Origin of the sequence: Shewanella sp. SM32 (assembly GCF_025654235.1) — a bacterium.
In the GTDB taxonomy this organism is placed as follows: Bacteria; Pseudomonadota; Gammaproteobacteria; order Enterobacterales; family Shewanellaceae; genus Shewanella; species Shewanella oncorhynchi.
Genome location: NZ_JAKKRO010000034.1, coordinates 14436 through 30081, shown reverse-complemented (window position 1 = coordinate 30081; position 15646 = coordinate 14436). Strand labels below are relative to the sequence as shown.

Annotated in this window: 18 protein-coding genes; 5 read left to right on the top strand and 13 right to left on the bottom strand. The window is 44.5% G+C overall.

Annotated features, from left to right (window positions below; translation table 11 throughout):
- The first annotated feature begins 83 nt into the window (after positions 1-83).
- Both L5M10_RS14365 and dolP read left to right on the top strand, forming a co-directional pair.
- On the top strand, positions 84-677 hold the full coding sequence (locus L5M10_RS14365; protein WP_105250525.1) for a phosphoheptose isomerase: 594 nt from the start codon (positions 84-86) through the stop codon (positions 675-677).
- Complete coding sequence (dolP, locus tag L5M10_RS14360; protein ID WP_105250526.1) at positions 674-1240, top strand: division/outer membrane stress-associated lipid-binding lipoprotein; 567 nt, start codon at positions 674-676, stop codon at positions 1238-1240. The genes L5M10_RS14365 and dolP overlap by 4 nt, the downstream gene beginning before the upstream one ends.
- A gap of 75 nt (positions 1241-1315) precedes the next feature.
- On the opposite strand, the gene L5M10_RS14355 is transcribed toward dolP, so the two are convergent.
- The gene (locus L5M10_RS14355; protein WP_131525400.1) at positions 1316-2200 is read right to left on the bottom strand and encodes a DMT family transporter; all 885 of its coding nucleotides are present in this window, start codon (positions 2198-2200) and stop codon (positions 1316-1318) included.
- Between the two features lie 120 nt (positions 2201-2320).
- On the opposite strand from L5M10_RS14355, the gene L5M10_RS14350 reads away from it, so the two are divergent.
- Complete coding sequence (locus L5M10_RS14350; RefSeq protein ID WP_173913161.1) at positions 2321-3193, top strand: LysR substrate-binding domain-containing protein; 873 nt, start codon at positions 2321-2323, stop codon at positions 3191-3193.
- 61 nt (positions 3194-3254) lie between these two features.
- Here the strand turns inward: L5M10_RS14350 and trpS are convergent, their stop codons facing one another.
- The 3 genes from trpS to rpe form a co-directional block, all read right to left on the bottom strand.
- Positions 3255-4253, bottom strand: a complete 999-nt coding sequence (trpS, locus tag L5M10_RS14345) for a tryptophan--tRNA ligase (RefSeq protein ID WP_113941452.1) — start codon at positions 4251-4253, stop codon at positions 3255-3257.
- A 70-nt stretch (positions 4254-4323) separates the two neighbouring features.
- Positions 4324-5001 carry a phosphoglycolate phosphatase gene (locus tag L5M10_RS14340; RefSeq protein WP_131525402.1) on the bottom strand — a complete coding sequence of 226 codons (678 nt, stop codon included), beginning with the start codon at positions 4999-5001 and terminating at the stop codon, positions 4324-4326.
- Positions 5002-5003: 2 nt separating this feature from the next.
- Positions 5004-5678 (bottom strand): ribulose-phosphate 3-epimerase, encoded by a 675-nt coding sequence (gene rpe / locus L5M10_RS14335; RefSeq protein ID WP_263178920.1) that lies wholly within the window; start codon positions 5676-5678, stop codon positions 5004-5006.
- A gap of 276 nt (positions 5679-5954) precedes the next feature.
- On the opposite strand from rpe, the gene L5M10_RS14330 reads away from it, so the two are divergent.
- On the top strand, positions 5955-6320 hold the full coding sequence (locus L5M10_RS14330; RefSeq protein WP_263255464.1) for a hypothetical protein: 366 nt from the start codon (positions 5955-5957) through the stop codon (positions 6318-6320).
- Complete coding sequence (locus tag L5M10_RS14325) at positions 6320-6505, top strand: DUF2970 domain-containing protein (RefSeq protein ID WP_131525403.1); 186 nt, start codon at positions 6320-6322, stop codon at positions 6503-6505. The genes L5M10_RS14330 and L5M10_RS14325 overlap by 1 nt, the downstream gene beginning before the upstream one ends.
- A gap of 18 nt (positions 6506-6523) precedes the next feature.
- Here L5M10_RS14325 and L5M10_RS14320 read toward each other — a convergent pair whose 3' ends face one another.
- The 9 genes from L5M10_RS14320 to L5M10_RS14280 form a co-directional block, all read right to left on the bottom strand.
- A complete protein-coding gene (locus L5M10_RS14320) occupies positions 6524-7363 on the bottom strand; it encodes a Dam family site-specific DNA-(adenine-N6)-methyltransferase (protein WP_131525404.1) in 840 nt (279 codons plus the stop codon).
- A gap of 48 nt (positions 7364-7411) precedes the next feature.
- The gene (locus L5M10_RS14315; RefSeq protein WP_263255463.1) at positions 7412-8848 is read right to left on the bottom strand and encodes an AAA family ATPase; all 1437 of its coding nucleotides are present in this window, start codon (positions 8846-8848) and stop codon (positions 7412-7414) included.
- A gap of 18 nt (positions 8849-8866) precedes the next feature.
- Entirely contained in the window at positions 8867-9943 is a 1077-nt protein-coding gene (gene aroB, locus L5M10_RS14310) for a 3-dehydroquinate synthase (RefSeq protein WP_263255462.1), read from the bottom strand.
- Between the two features lie 9 nt (positions 9944-9952).
- Positions 9953-10468: a shikimate kinase AroK gene (aroK, locus tag L5M10_RS14305; RefSeq protein ID WP_006083542.1), complete on the bottom strand. Its 516-nt coding sequence runs from the start codon at positions 10466-10468 to the stop codon at positions 9953-9955.
- Positions 10469-10684: 216 nt separating this feature from the next.
- Positions 10685-12736: a type IV pilus secretin PilQ gene (locus L5M10_RS14300; protein ID WP_113941458.1), complete on the bottom strand. Its 2052-nt coding sequence runs from the start codon at positions 12734-12736 to the stop codon at positions 10685-10687.
- A 21-nt stretch (positions 12737-12757) separates the two neighbouring features.
- Positions 12758-13273 (bottom strand): pilus assembly protein PilP, encoded by a 516-nt coding sequence (locus L5M10_RS14295; RefSeq protein WP_105250537.1) that lies wholly within the window; start codon positions 13271-13273, stop codon positions 12758-12760.
- Complete coding sequence (locus tag L5M10_RS14290) at positions 13273-13896, bottom strand: type 4a pilus biogenesis protein PilO (protein ID WP_263255461.1); 624 nt, start codon at positions 13894-13896, stop codon at positions 13273-13275. Before L5M10_RS14290 ends, L5M10_RS14295 begins: the two co-directional genes overlap by 1 nt.
- Positions 13893-14477, bottom strand: a complete 585-nt coding sequence (locus tag L5M10_RS14285) for a PilN domain-containing protein (protein ID WP_105250539.1) — start codon at positions 14475-14477, stop codon at positions 13893-13895. Before L5M10_RS14285 ends, L5M10_RS14290 begins: the two co-directional genes overlap by 4 nt.
- Complete coding sequence (locus tag L5M10_RS14280) at positions 14465-15544, bottom strand: pilus assembly protein PilM (protein ID WP_263140930.1); 1080 nt, start codon at positions 15542-15544, stop codon at positions 14465-14467. Before L5M10_RS14280 ends, L5M10_RS14285 begins: the two co-directional genes overlap by 13 nt.
- Positions 15545-15646: the final 102 nt, after the last annotated feature.

Sequence of the window (15646 nt, the reverse complement as noted above, 5' to 3'; positions counted from 1 at the left end):
ACAAATTATTTTAACGTCTGTGCCTCAACACGCTTGTGGAAATATGGCATGATAGCAACACTTTATCCTGAAAGGATTTATCCATGTTAGAACGCATTAAAGACAGCTTTACTGAATCTATCCAGACAAAAATCGATGCAGCCGAAGCACTGCCAGAATCCATCGCCAAAGCGGCCGAGATGATGGTGCACTGTCTTTTGGGTGGCAATAAAATCCTTGCTTGCGGTAACGGCGGCAGTGCTGGTGATGCGCAACATTTCTCAGCAGAACTGCTAAACCGCTACGAGATTGAGCGTCCACCATTACCGGCCATCGCTCTGTCTACCGATACTTCAACCATCACAGCTATCGCAAACGACTATAGCTATGATGAGATTTTCTCAAAACAGATTTTTGCCTTAGGTCAACCGGGCGACATTCTGCTAGCGATCTCGACCAGTGGTAACTCAGGTAACGTGATTAAAGCCATTGAAGCCGCATTAAGCCGCGACATGACTATCGTAGCGTTAACAGGTAAAGATGGCGGCGCTATGGCTGGCCTACTGAGCGTGAACGATGTGGAAATCCGCGTACCTTCAAATGTCACTGCACGTATCCAAGAAGTGCACTTACTGGTGATCCATTGCCTGTGTGACAATATTGACCGCACCCTCTTCCCACAGGACGAGCAGCAATGAGACACGCTGCCCCGCTGTTAATGGTTTGCTTGCTGCTTCAAGGCTGCGCCGGTGCCGTTATGGTGGGCGCAGTCAGTGGCGCTATGATGGCCAACGACGAACGTACTGTTAAGACTCAGCTTGATGATACCAATACTGATTTTAAGATCACCAGCGCACTGCTAGAGCAAGAAGATCTTAAAAAACAAACGAATATCACAGGTGTATCCGTCAATGGCAATGTACTTATGATAGGCCAAGCCCCTAACTCTACGTTAAGGGATAAAGCCATCAAGGTCGTACAAGATCTTAAGCTCGGCGGCAAAATACATAATCAAATCCGCATTGGCAATCCAACCTCTTTCACCACCCGCAGCAATGACACTTGGGTTACAACCAAAGTGAAGGGCCGCATGCTGAACGAAAAAGATTTGGATGTGACTCGCATTAAAGTCATCACTGAAAATGGTGAAGTCTTCCTGCTGGGGGTTATTCATCGCTCACAAGCAGACTTAGCTGTTGATATCGCCCGTAATACTGCTGGCGTGCGTAAAGTGGTGAAAGTATTTGAGTATGCTAAGTAATTTTGCAGTTTACCTATTTAAAACTTGAGCCTAAGTGGTGAGCTAACTCGCCCACTTAGGCTTTAACCCTCGCTGTTATTTTCCCGTGAGTGTATCTGCTATCTTAGGTGCCGATTTTGATAGGAGCGATCCTAGCCAAGGTAAAAACAACGAAGGCAATACGATTAAGGCGGCACCGAGCCAACTTAAGTTATCCAACCATTCATCGAACAACAACCAGCCTAAAAAGACAATAAACAACAAGCCTGTGTATTCCGCAATCGCGATATCACTCGCCTGGGCCTTGCGGTAAGCCAACACACAAAACCAGTGATAAACCAATAAAAATGCGTTGCTCAGCAAGGCCACGCCCACCAGCTCCCAACTCAAACCCTCAATCCCCTGAAACGCTGCAATCACTAACGTTGCCGGAATACCCAGCAAGTTATATAGCATTAGCGTTAGCACGGGATGCTCAGCATGGGGTACTTTTTTAAGTGCTAACTGATTCACTGCAAAGGTAAAAGCAGAAAACAGCACAGCAATGCCGTACCAGTTCATTTCACTCGGTCGCAGGATAATCAAGATGCCGACAAAACCTAAGCCAGTACAGATTGTCTGAGCAGCGGTGATCCTCTCGCTCAGGAAGAAATACCCCATCAAAATAATCATTAGCGGTGCGGAGTAAAACAATGAGCTAACTGTCGCGAGCGGTAATGCCATTAAGCCAATAATTAAAAAAAGCGCGCCAACTGAGCCTATGTTGGCACGCCAAAGGTGAACTGAGATATGTGTCGTCATCGGACGCTGCGAATACAGCCACACTGGCAACAACATAAATACTGAAGAGATTTGCCTGACAAGGAGGAAAGTAGAGGCACTCGCATCGTCCGGTAACCACTTGATCGACACATCATAGAAGGCACTGAATAGATTACCTACTATCAATAAAATCAAACCAATAACTACTGGGCGTTGCATTTTTTAACATCCATAAACCTCAATGGCGGCATGATAATCCTCGCAAAACTTAAGCTGAAATGATGCTTTCTCATGCTAGATGAATTAAATTCATACTAAAGCCTTTAGATATTGAAAATCATGAGAAAGCTCCCGCCATTACGCGCTCTACAAGTGTTTGAAGCTGCCGCCAGACAGCAGCATTTTTCTAAGGCCGCCGATGAACTGTGCATCACCCAAAGTGCAGTGTCGCACCAAGTGCGAGTATTAGAAGAGTATTTTGGCGAGCAACTGTTCGACCGTCAGGGGCGTAAACTGCAGTTAACGCCTAAGGGGCACGGACTATTTCTAGAGTTAGAGCGGATATTCAACGAGTTAAGCGACCTCAATTTGAAAGTGCGCGATACGCCCAATCAGCAGCTGTGCCTAGCCGTTTACAGCTCATTTTCAGTAAAATGGTTAATCCCAAGACTCGCCGATTTTCGCCGCCAATATCCGAGCGTGAAAATACGCCTCGAGATGATCACCCAAGATCCAGATCTAAGCACCAGTACCGCGGATATCTTCATTGCCGGTAAGCTAAATCAACGTGGCTATTGGCAACAGTTACTGCACAAAGAGCGTTTAATTCCTGTATGCAGCCCCAGTTTTTACCTTAAATGGCGCGACATAAGCCTGAGTAATTTCCAGCAACAAGCCCTGCTGGTGGTTGATGAAGGACCATTAGGGCTTGACTGGCACAAGTGGTCATCGGCGCACCAAATACCACTCGATAACGAACAACAGCATGTATTTAGTCATATTGTAATGGCGATTGAAGCGGCGATTGCTGGCCAAGGCTTAGCCCTAGCGCCGGACTTTATGGTGGCTGGCGATATCACCACGGGGCGTTTAGTCGCCTTGAATCTGCCCGATGTGCATACCGGATTTGAATTTACCTTCTTTTGTAAGCAACGCCGTTTATCAGAACCTGCGATTGCCGCTTTCTCATCTTGGCTAAAATCACAGGCTTAGGATGAATTTACAGGCACAAAAAAGCCGACGCGAACGTCGGCTTAATTTATCGATCGATTGATTACACTAACAAACCAATCTTCTCATACACTTTCTTCAGGGTCACTTCGGCGCGCGCCTGCGCACTCTGTGCACCAGCTTTCATCACTTGGTCTAAGTAAGCGCGATCGCTACGAATCGCGCGGTAACGCTCTTGCAGTGGCTCTAACATACTCACAACCGCTTCACCAGCCGCACCTTTCAAATGGCCATACATCTTGCCTTCAAACTCGGCTTCTAGGCTCGCAATGCTTTGCCCTGTCACACCCGACATGAGACTCAGCAGGTTAGAAACACCCGGTTTATTATCCACATCAAAACGCACGACTGGCGGCTCATCACTGTCTGTCATGGCTTTTTTCAGCTTCTTCAGCACTGATTTCGGATCTTCTAGCAGGCCGATAACGTTATTACGGTTATCGTCTGACTTAGACATCTTCTTTAGCGGCTCCTGCAGTGACATGACTTTAGCGCCAAGCTCAGGAATAAAAGGCTCAGGAATGGTGAAAGTATCACCATAGGCATTGTTAAAACGAGTAGCGATATCACGTGTTAACTCAAGGTGTTGTTTCTGATCTTGCCCAACAGGGATTTCGTTCGCTTGATAAATCAGAATATCCGCCGCCATCAACACTGGGTAGCCAAATAAACCCACGTTGATGTTGTTAGCGTGCTTTTGTGATTTATCTTTAAACTGAGTCATGCGGCTCAACTCGCCCATTTGGGTATAGCAGTTTAATGCCCAACCCAATTGCGTATGTTGTGGCACCTGTGACTGGATAAACACTGTACTCTTTTTAGGATCTACGCCACAGGCCAAATACAGGGCTAAGGTATCTAAACACGCTTCACGCAATGCTTTAGGATCTTGGCGCACGGTAATGGCATGCAAATCAACTACACAATACAGGCAGTCGTGGCTATCTTGCATCGCAACCCACTGACGCAATGCACCCATGTAGTTACCTATGGTTAATTCGCCGGACGGCTGTGCACCGCTGAGTACTATGGGTTTGGTCATTACGTCATTGCTCCACTATCTATATATAAAAAGACTAAAAAAAATCGACTAAAGAACAGGTAACCCCCCATTACTTGGTAGGTTTTACCCAGTTCAGAATCTCACTAAATTGCTCACATACGGCATCTGGGCCACTGAGCCCAATATCTTCACCGTAGTTGTAGCCGTAGGTCAAGCCGATTGACGCTATCCCAGCCGCTTTCGCCGCTAAAATGTCGTTTTTAGAATCGCCGACCATCAATAACTCAGTTTTCTCCAATTGCCACTCATGCAATAAATGCTGCAGCGGCAAAGGGTCGGGCTTCATCTTAGCTAAGGTATCGCCACCTAACACTAAGCTGAAAAAGTCGTTAATCCCAAAAGCATTGAGTAATGGCATGGTAAAACGATAGGGTTTATTGGTGACAACCGCTAACTTAAAGCCTGCATCAAACAAAGTTTGCAGCACTTGATGCACGTCGCTATACAGCGCACTGTGCTTTTCAAGATTCTCTTGGTAATGATGCATAAAAATCGGCATGGCAGCATCAAGGGTTGTTTGCTCAACATCCGTACCCAAAGCATGACTCATAGCACGGCGCATTAACATTTCGGCGCCGTTACCGACCCAAGTACGCACTTGCGCCTCAGAGCAGCTCTTCAAACCTAACTCAGTCAAGGCTTCCTGCGTAGCAACGGTTAGGTCCGGCACACTGTCAATCAGCGTGCCATCTAGATCAAACGCAATCGCTTTAATCTTATCCCACATGGCTATGCCCCAACTTTAGCAAGTTCGGCACGCATCTCATCAACAACGACCTTATAATCAGGCTTGCCGAAAATAGCCGAGCCCGCAACAAACATGTCCGCACCAGCGGCCGCGATTTCGGCGATATTGTCGACCTTAACGCCGCCATCGACTTCTAAACGAATATCAAAACCACTGGCATCAATACGCGCACGCACTTGGCGCAGCTTATCTAAGGTTGATGGAATAAAGGATTGACCACCAAAACCAGGATTCACTGACATCAATAGGATCACATCCAGCTTATCCATCACATGGTCAAGATAATGCAGTGGTGTCGCAGGATTAAACACGAGACCCGCCTTACAACCGCACTCTTTGATGAGCTGAAGTGTGCGATCGACGTGCTCAGAGGCTTCAGGGTGGAAAGTAATAATAGACGCGCCCGCTTTAGCAAAATCAGGCACAATACGGTCAACCGGCTTAACCATCAAATGCACATCAATATCAGCGGTAATCCCATAGTTACGCAGTGCTTGGCACACCATAGGGCCAATCGTTAAATTAGGAACATAGTGATTATCCATCACATCAAAATGTACTACGTCGGTTCCCGCATCTAACACAGCTTTTACATCGTCACCCAAACGGGCAAAATCGGCAGATAAAATTGATGGAGCAATCAAGAATGGACGCATAAAACACTCGCTGCTATTTGGATAAAAAGTGCCTTATTTTACCCTGAGCCAAGCTAAGCCTCTATAGCTAAAGCCACATTTCTGGCAATTGATCCGCTATGCCTATGTCAGTAAAGCAGCACACTCTGCAGCTATAGCAGTAAATTGGGGCTTAGATTCGGTAAAATAAGCTAATATTTCCGAGCATTTTGGCTGGAATTGATAATTTTTTGTTCATAAACTAAGCGAGTTTGTTATACTCGAGGCGCAGTGCTGGTTCATTCCAAAGGAAGCGTTATGATGGAGCGGTTTAGTCAGTTTTCACACTATGTTAGGTCGGTGACATTCAAGTCATCTATGATGTTGGCATTTACTGCAGTTGTAGTGGCCACGCTAGCTTTTGGCGTTGAAAAACTGACGGAAAATACCGAAACTGCATCTTGCGCTTGTAGCAATGACACTCGTTACAACAATGCACTGCCCAGTAGCCACCCTAATAATCGCTGCGCCGATCAAGCACAAACCTTAAGCTGGAAAACGTGGCTTACAGGTAAAAACCGTTCGAGTCAGTTCCACTTTGTCGATCTACTTGAACTATTACATGGTCATCAAGATAAACCTATGGATGATCTCGAGCCCACTACGTCGCATCTCGCCTATTAATGCTTAGCCGCATTTGGCAAGTATTCCACAGTACCATTGCCGCCTTTTTCGGGGTACAAACTAGCGAAAATCGTAAAAAAGATTTTCAAACCAGTTCCCCATTGCCCTATATAGTGATGGGCATTGTGTTAGCTGTCATCCTAGTGGCAAGTCTGATGTTTCTCGTAGGACAAGTGCTTAGCTAAACGTTATTTATGTTGAAACTAGTCGTCTTTTGGATCGTAGTTTTCATCATATAGCGCCATCAACTCATCCACTTTATTACGACCACTGCCATTTTGGCTAATGTTGCGTTGCACTTGAATTTTCGCTAAATGCGCGCCGCGATATAACTCGCGAGTTAATGGAATATCGTGATTACTAATCAATACCGGAATACCACGCTCTAACGCGGTATGGCGCGAATGACGAGCCAGCAGTGCTTGATCGTCTAAACTAAAACCTGCACCAACATATGTCGTGAAACTGGATGTAGTAGATAACGGTGCGTAAGGTGGATCGCAATAGATAACATCGCCACTGCGTGTCTGCTCAAAGGCTTTTTCGTAACCAATGCATTTAAACTCAGCACGTTGCGCTTTTTCAGAAAAGGCCCAGATTTCCTTTTCGGGGAAATAAGGTTTTTTATAGGAGCCAAAGGGCACATTGAAGCCACCCTTACGGTTATAACGGCATAAGCCATTAAAACCATGGCGATTTAAATAAAGAAAATACACAGAACGCTGGAAAGGGTCGCGACATTTATTAAAGTCGGTCCGCACCTGATAGTAAGCTTCCTTTTGATTCATCTCATCGACAAACAATGCTTTAGCGGCGGCAATGTATGCTTCTGGTTGATGCTTCACGATCTGATATAACTCGATCAAGTCCTGATTAATGTCACAGAGCAGGTAGCTAGGATAATCCGTATTCAAGAAAACGGATCCTGCACCCACAAACGGCTCGACCAAACGGTCTCCTGCGGGTAAATAACTGGCTAAATCATCCACCAATTTAAATTTACCGCCAGCCCACTTAAGGAAGGCTCTGTGTTTTTTTATCATTTAACTTGATGAATGCCGACAAAAATAAAGGCCATGATTGTACTCTGTTTATTCTGAAATTTCACGATTTGAGAGACTTTCTTCTACTTGATAATCTTTCAAATCGGCCCATTTTCTGACCCAAGGTTGCTCAAAACGATACTCCTTAACCAATTGCGCCGCCGCATTCGAAGCCAATTTGCTACTGCTGTAGTGACCAACGAGAACAACCCACCGCTGTTTATACTTTGCGACTCGAACGCCCTCGACATTCTCAAGACTCTTTAATGTCGAACGCAGGGTATCTAGCTGAGCAACACTCGCTATTTGTACGGTATAACCTTTGAGTGGCTTTTGCGGTTCCAAAACTGTTTTATCAACCTTTGCCACCTCTGGCGCTGGGGACTGAACATCTACCGTTTTAGCTTGAGGCTCTGCATCCACAGTTGGCTCATCATCACCAAAAGACTTGCTACTCACTTCACCAACACTCACTAAGGCAGCATCATCAGGCTCTGGATGTGGTGCCTCACCATGAAATTCACTTAATGGATCGACAGCCTGTTCTGTTTTGGCTTTGGATGTATCTAGTTCGTTAACTTTCACGGTTACAGTGGCAAACTTTAATTGTTCAGCGCGCAGAGCAAAATAGGGGGCTAAGATTTTTTGCCCATAGGACAAGAAAGCGGGTGAATCTATCGCAGGAAAAGTCGCAGTCTCTAGGGCTTGCTCTTCAGAAAATGGTTGAGTAACACCAAGCCAAATACCTAGCGCTAACAACATGCTCACAGCTGTCACCACCATAGCTTTATATTTCATCCAAGAAGATGTTTTCTCTTGCGGGCTATGCAAGGCTTTATCTAACAGATTGACCACTTCTTGCGGCGTACCCGTTTGCTTCTCAAGCTGACTGCGTACGATTTCCCTTGGCGTAAAAGGGTTTTGATCGCTGTATCTCAGCAATGTTTGATACAAAGCTTCACGCTCTGGCATGGTTAACGGCTCAATACTGATAGGCAATATTTGCCGCCGCAATTGCTCGGGTAATTGTGGCAATAGGTCCGCTAAGAATGCCGGTGGAACCGTGAGCGTGACGGCAATATTCTTACCCGCACACTGAATTTGATTGAGAATAATACACTCAGCCCATAGCGCCTTAGGCAATAAATGCGCATCATCGATAATGATATGTAGGGGTTTAGTTTGCGTGCTCGCAAGCCGCAACAGGGTATCGGCGAGGGGAATGTCGTCGTCAAAAATAGGGGATGAAATTAGCTGGACTAGAATTTTGCGGCGTATCTCAGCGTTATCGGCATGCATAGGACAAATCACAAATGCCGCATTTGACTCGTCAAAATCGGTCGCTAATCCGGTAACTAAGGTCGTTTTTCCTGAACCGCTGACACCAGAAAGCACCAGCAACTGATCGCTATAACTGGCAACATGATGCATTCTTTGTATGAGGGCTTCCTGAGAAGGAAGCAAGACAGAACCCTGAAACGTCACTCGCCCACCACACAGTTTTTATGCGCAGCGAATAACCTGTTCAAGGGTAGATTCTGTGACTTGACTAAACACATCCGCGCGGCCTATTGCCGTTGGGAGCACCAGTCGAATCTGACCGCCTAAAACTTTTTTATCGCGTCGCATATGTTGAATGAAACTGTCGAAATCCATAGATTCCGGCGCACTCACTGGAAGATCAAAAGCTTGTAGTAACTGTATGATACGACAAACTATTGACTCATCGATAAGCCCCAGTGCCTTAGCTGTTTTAGCAGCAAGGACTGTGCCAGCTGACACGGCTTCACCATGCAGCCAATTACCGTAGCCCATTTCGGCTTCAATCGCGTGACCAAAGGTATGACCCAGATTCAACAAAGCACGCACGCCCTGCTCAGTTTCATCTTGGCTAACCACATCGGCTTTAATCTCACAGCAACGAGAGATAGCATAAACTAATGCTTCGGCATCTAAGGTTTTTAGCGCCGTTACATTATCTTCAAGCCATTGAAAAAAATCAGCATCCCACATGATGCCATACTTGATGACTTCCGCCATTCCCGCCGCAAACTCGCGCGCTGGAAGCGTATGTAAACATAAAGTATCGATAAGCACGATTTGTGGCTGATAAAAGGCCCCAATCATGTTTTTACCAAGAGGATGGTTAACAGCCGTTTTACCGCCGACGGAAGAATCCACCTGCGACAATAAAGTTGTCGGAATTTGAATAAAATCGATCCCACGTTGATAACATGCCGCGGCAAAGCCCGTCATATCACCAATCACGCCACCACCCAAAGCCACCAGCACAGAATCTCGACCATAGTTTTGCTGCAGCAATGCAGTAAAAATAGTATCTAGATGTGCTAAGTCTTTGAATTGTTCGCCATCAGGAAGGATAACACTCTCTACCTCACCAAACGAAGCCATCGTCTCTTGTATCTGTTTAAGATACAAAGGCGCGACAGTTTCATTGGTGACGATAAGAATACGTTTTTTAAGCAGGTAGCGAGACAAAGTCTCGCCATCACTCATCAAATTCAGGCCAATGTAAATGGGATAACTACGTACACCTAAATCAACCTGAATTTGCTTCATAAATTCTGCCTAAAAACCTAATTGCTCAATGATCTGATTTGCGACGATCTTTGCGCTTTGATCATCGGTTTTGACAATCACATCGGCAATTTCTTCGTACAATGGATTACGGATCTCTGCAAGATTCTCCAACACTTCTCGAGGATCATCCACTTGCAATAATGGGCGTCGCTTGTCTCTTTGAGTACGAGCGACCTGTTTGTCGATAGTGGTTTCCAGGTAAACCACAATGCCACGAGCAGACAGATGATTACGGATATCTTTGCTTTGTACTGAACCACCACCGGTGGCAAGGACGATACCTTGTTTCTCAGACAAATCAGCAATAACCTGAGCTTCACGACGACGGAAGCCTTCTTCACCTTCGACGTCAAACACCCAAGCAATATCAGCGCCTGTGCGTTGTTCAATCTCTTGATCCGAATCGTGGAATTCTAAATGCAGCATTTGCGCCAGATGGCGACCAATTGTGCTTTTACCTGCGCCCATAGGGCCTACCAGAAAAATATTACGTTTTTCAGCCATTTCTTGTACGTCTGAATCTTATTGAAAAGTATGCCTATATCGACTCAACATCAAGCCGACCTATATGTTACCTTGCTCTTATGAGACTTGACCGAGGATTATCTCAGCTTAGGGTCTACTATGGCAAGCCATGTGCGCTATTTATGCAAAGAATTGTATTTCAGTAATAATAAAGCCAGCAATCACTGCTGGCTTTAGTCGATACATAGCAAGTGCTTAGATCTTCTCACCGACTATTTTGGGGGTTACGAAAATAAGTAGCTCTTGACGCTCATTTTTGTCTGTTGTGTTCCTAAACAGGAAACCGACTAAGGGAATGTCACCGAGAATAGGGACTTTACTCACACGGCTGATCAAGTTTTGCTGATAAATACCACCAAGGACTATGGTTTCACCGTTATCAACTAGCACTTGAGTGCCAATACGCTGGGTATCGATGGCGACAGCGGGGCCCGTTGGTGTGTCAACCGTCTTGCCCTGAGAGTCTTGGGTGATTTCCAAATCTAAAATAACGCGGTTATCAGGTGTAATTTGTGGTGTAACTCGCAAGGACAACACGGCTTTCTTAAAAGTGACCGAGGTTGCACCGCTTGAAGTCGACTGCACATAAGGGATCTCCACACCCTGCTCAATATAAGCCGCCTTTTGGTTAGAGGTGGTAATACGAGGGCTGGCGATAATTTCACCCTTATTTTCTTGCTCTAACGCACTCAATTCCAAATCAAGAATAGTACCATCTGCCAACTTAGCAACGTGGAATGCGATACTTGTTGGATTGGTCACTGCCGCAGGCAAATTAACGTTCAAACGTTGGTCAGGAGTTGGAATGATGCCGTTGGCAATACTCTGAGCACCTTCTAATGTACCTGAGGTTCCCTTACTGCCCTGCTGATCCGTTACGCCCCAACGTATGCCTAAGTCTTCAGAGACATCATCTTTGACCGTTACCATACGTGACTCGATCAGTACTTGACGAATAGGGATATCGAGTACTTCGACTAAACGATGGATGTTCTCAATCGTTTCTGCCGTATCTTTCACGAGTACTGTGTTAGTACGTTCATCGACCGCGACTGAGCCGCGTGGCGAGAGTAAACTAGAATCTGCGCTTTTAAGCAGCTCAGCAATGTCGATCGCTTTGGCATAGTTAATTTGCAAGTACTCAGAATACAAAGGTGCTAACTCTTTAACTTCTTGCCTATTTTTGAGATTTTGGCTTTCACGAATAGCCAACTCTTCGCTCGGTGCCACCATTAAGATGTTGCCTTCGATACGTTTATCTAGGCCTTTGGTTTGTAGAATCAAATCTAATGCTTGGTCCCAGGGCACATCGTCCAACCTCAAGGTGATGTTGCCTTCAACAGTATCACTCGTGACTAAGTTAAAATTGTTATAGTCAGCAATGATCTGCAAAACAGTACGTACAGGGATATTTTGAAAGTTAAGCGACAAAGTACGGCCATTGTATTTTTTAACATCTTTCTTGGCGGCAACTCTCTCAACTTTATTCATCGAGAGTCTAAAGAGATTATCCTCTTGCTTGTAACTGAACTCATATTCCCCTGCAATATCAACTAAAATGCGCGTTGTTAAATCTTCTTTAAATGTCTCGAAGCTTTTTACTGGTGTTGAAAAATCTTTCACATCCATAACATAAAGCAGATCACTATTAATATCAGTGTTATATAACTTAACTTCGAGTTTAGCACCCACTTGCTCAACGTTAACGGCAACCGAGCGGTTATTCAAATAGACTAATAACTCACCGCCACCATTTTCATTACGACGAAAATCGATATTTTTAATGCTGTTAACGAAGGGGTTTTCTGCCTGAGTCTGAGCGCCCGCAACCTCATCATTAATAGTGAGTCGATATGAGTTGCCCATGACTGAACCTTGGTAAGGTTTCACTTTGGACATACCTAAGGTGACTTTAAGACGAGTATCTTGCTGCTCAGTCATCATGTCAGTTACACCGACTTGATTAATGGGTAAGCGATCCTTAGATAAACCAGAAATACTATTATCAAAGGTTAATACGAGCTCTGCAGGCGAGGCATTAGAGTCAATAACTGGCGGAGTGACCGCTTCTTCAAATACCAACTCTAGCTCTAACTGGTGGTCAACCAAGGCATGGTATTTAACATCCATTAATCGGTTTGCAGCATAACTCGATGGCAAAATTCCAAATACCAATGCGATCCCAATAACAGACTTGATTAAGCCTGAAGAAATTAACGGGACTTTTATCGCGGCAGAAGATTTCATTATTCCCTCATCCTTCGCTCGTTATTCTCCAGAAAGTTCTAAATTGCTCGTCCTTTCGGACCAACAACCTGAACCATCTGGAATTAATTCTACTACTTCGACATTTTGTGAAGTAACTTTAGAAATGCGTCCATTAAACAGACCTAAATACTCACCAACGCCCATCCGATAAACACTGCCGTCATTTGTTTCAACTAACGCCCAAGTTGTATCGGCTTCACTTAAGGTGCCACGCATTTTTAAATTATCTAAAGGATAAGTTTCTAATCGTCCTTTTCGACGCTTTAAGTCCGGTTGTAAACAATCTTTGCTGGTATCAACAACTTCTTCCGTTAACTCACGCGAAGGTGGTACAAAAGGGCTACGCATTAATTCGGCTTGATAGGCAAAGTGCTCAAATCTTGGCGGCTCTTTCAAGGGCGGGATATGAGCAACGTGTTGCGCTTTGGTTGTAGTAACAAATAGCTCTAAATCACTACGATCGCCAACACAACCCATTAAAAAAAGACTCAAGGCTAACAAAGGTAAGAATTTCATTATTTCTTCCCCTTATTAGCAGGTTTTTCAGGCGGTAATTCAGCCCCTTCTTTAAAGCGGTATGTCTTGGCTAAGATATCCATTGCTAAGTTGCCGGCTTCATCTCGCTTAATGGTGAAATCATGGAGGCTAACGATACGCGGCAGCTTAGCGACACCACTCACCATACTACCTAGCTGATGGTAATCTCCCGTCACAGACATTTTAATTGGAAACTCAATATAGAAATCCCGCTGAATTTCGGCCTCCCAATTCAAACTATTAATTCTGAGTCCTGCATCCGTAGCCACAAAAGTTAAATCGTCTAGCAAACCTGGCATTTCATTTTCAGATGGCAGCATCTTCAGTAACTCTGCAAACTGTACTTCCATCGTCGCTAGCTGATCTCGGTAGAGTTTTAAATTTGCCGCAAGTTGATACTTATTCTTGAAATCATCTCTGAGCTGCACTTCTTTATCTTGCTCTGCGGTATAAATATCTACCGAATCGGAGACGACCAAGAAATATCCCGCAGCAAAAACACAAAGTGCTAAAAGGATCGCGAAAAAGGTTTTAACTTGATTTGGCCAACCACCAATATTTTCAAAGTCGATATCATTAAATTGACTTAGATCGAGTTTCATTTACTCGCTCCTTTTGTCATTTTCTCAGGCTCGTCTACACTCGCGCCTTTAATAGTGACTCTCAAACTAAAACGCTGTAATTGCCGTAACTCTTCATTTTGGGTCACGATCGACTGCATATTAGGATCGGTTAACCATTCGGAAGTTTTCACTTTTCGCATCATGTTGGCGACGTTATTGTTCGATTCACTACGCCCTTCAATCAGCAACAAACTGCCCTTTTTCTCTAGGCTAGACAGATATATTCCTGGAGGTACAATTCGAACAAGCTCATCTAACACGTGAGTAGGCAAATTACGGGATTGCTGTAGATTAAGAATAATTTCTGTACGCCGCTCAATGTCTTTCTTACGTTCAGTAATTTTCTTGATCTCAGAAATTTGCGTTTCAAGCAGACTGATTTCCGATTGCAAATAAGCGTTACGTGCTTTTTGCTCATCGGTCATAACATCTAATAAAGATACTGCGACATAGACTAAAATCGCCGACGCTAAAAATACTGCCGCTAAAATACCAATATAGTCGCGCTTTTGTTTTTCTCTCGCCTCTTCTCGCCAAGGGAGTAGGTTTATGTTCGCCATTGACCGTAACTCCTCAATGCTAAGCCACAAGCAACCATATATTTGCTGATTGTAGGTTGCAGCGCACTTTTAACCGACTCATCGGCATGCAAACACCCTTGAAAAGGATCGGCGATAATAGTGTGAACACCCAATTCATTCGTCAGTAAATTAGCCATACCTTCTAATTTAGATGTCCCACCGCATAATACGAGATAATCGACTTTATCTTTACCGCTGGAAGTGCAATAAATCTGCAGCGTACGTTTTATTTGTTGTAATAGCTGAGTTTGAAAAGGTGACAAAACTTCAAACATATAATTTCGTGGTAAGTCGCCTTCAATCTTTGCTTTCTCAGCTTGATCATAAGACATGCCATAGAAGGATAATATTGACTGAGTAAATTGCTCACCACCGAAAGCTTGCTCACGAATAAAAGTCGTCTCACCCGATTCAACCACAGAGAAAGTCGTCATATTCGCGCCGATATCAACCATAGCGACGGCTTTATGTTTCGCTCCTTCTGGAAGCTGGGCCATAATTAGCTCGGCAGCTCGACCTAGAGCGTAACCTTCAACATCCACCACTTTAGCCTCAAGTTCAACGCTATCCAGCGCATCGACTCTGACATCAATATTATCAGTGCGGCATGCGCTCAACAGCACATCAACTTTAGTAGGATCGGTACTGTTTACGTTTAGCGTTTCAAAATCTATGCTAACTTCATCGAGTGAATACGGAATAAGGTTATCGGCTTCAATTTCTATCTGTGCCTCCATTTCTTCCTCACTAAGGGAGGCATCCATGTAGATCACTTTCGTCATCACAGCAGAACCCGAAACAGAAACAGCGGCATATTTAACGGATTTAGGCAGGCTACGTTTTATTTGCTTAAGGCATTCAACAACGGCATCAGCATCACGAATATCATGATCGTTAACGGCCCCCTTCTTAATGGGTACCGCGGCATGACTCAATATTTTGTATCCGTCAGCAGTCTTACTCAACAAAATGGCCTTAACTTCATGGGAACCGATATCGATTCCCACCATCTGCGGAGCCTGACGCTTCCATAAATTTGAAAGCATATCCATTGTCACTTTTTTATTTATATTTCAGTAAAAGAGATTAGCACAAAATCAACTTGTTATACTTACTTGTATCGAATGTTTCATCATTTTACAAATGCT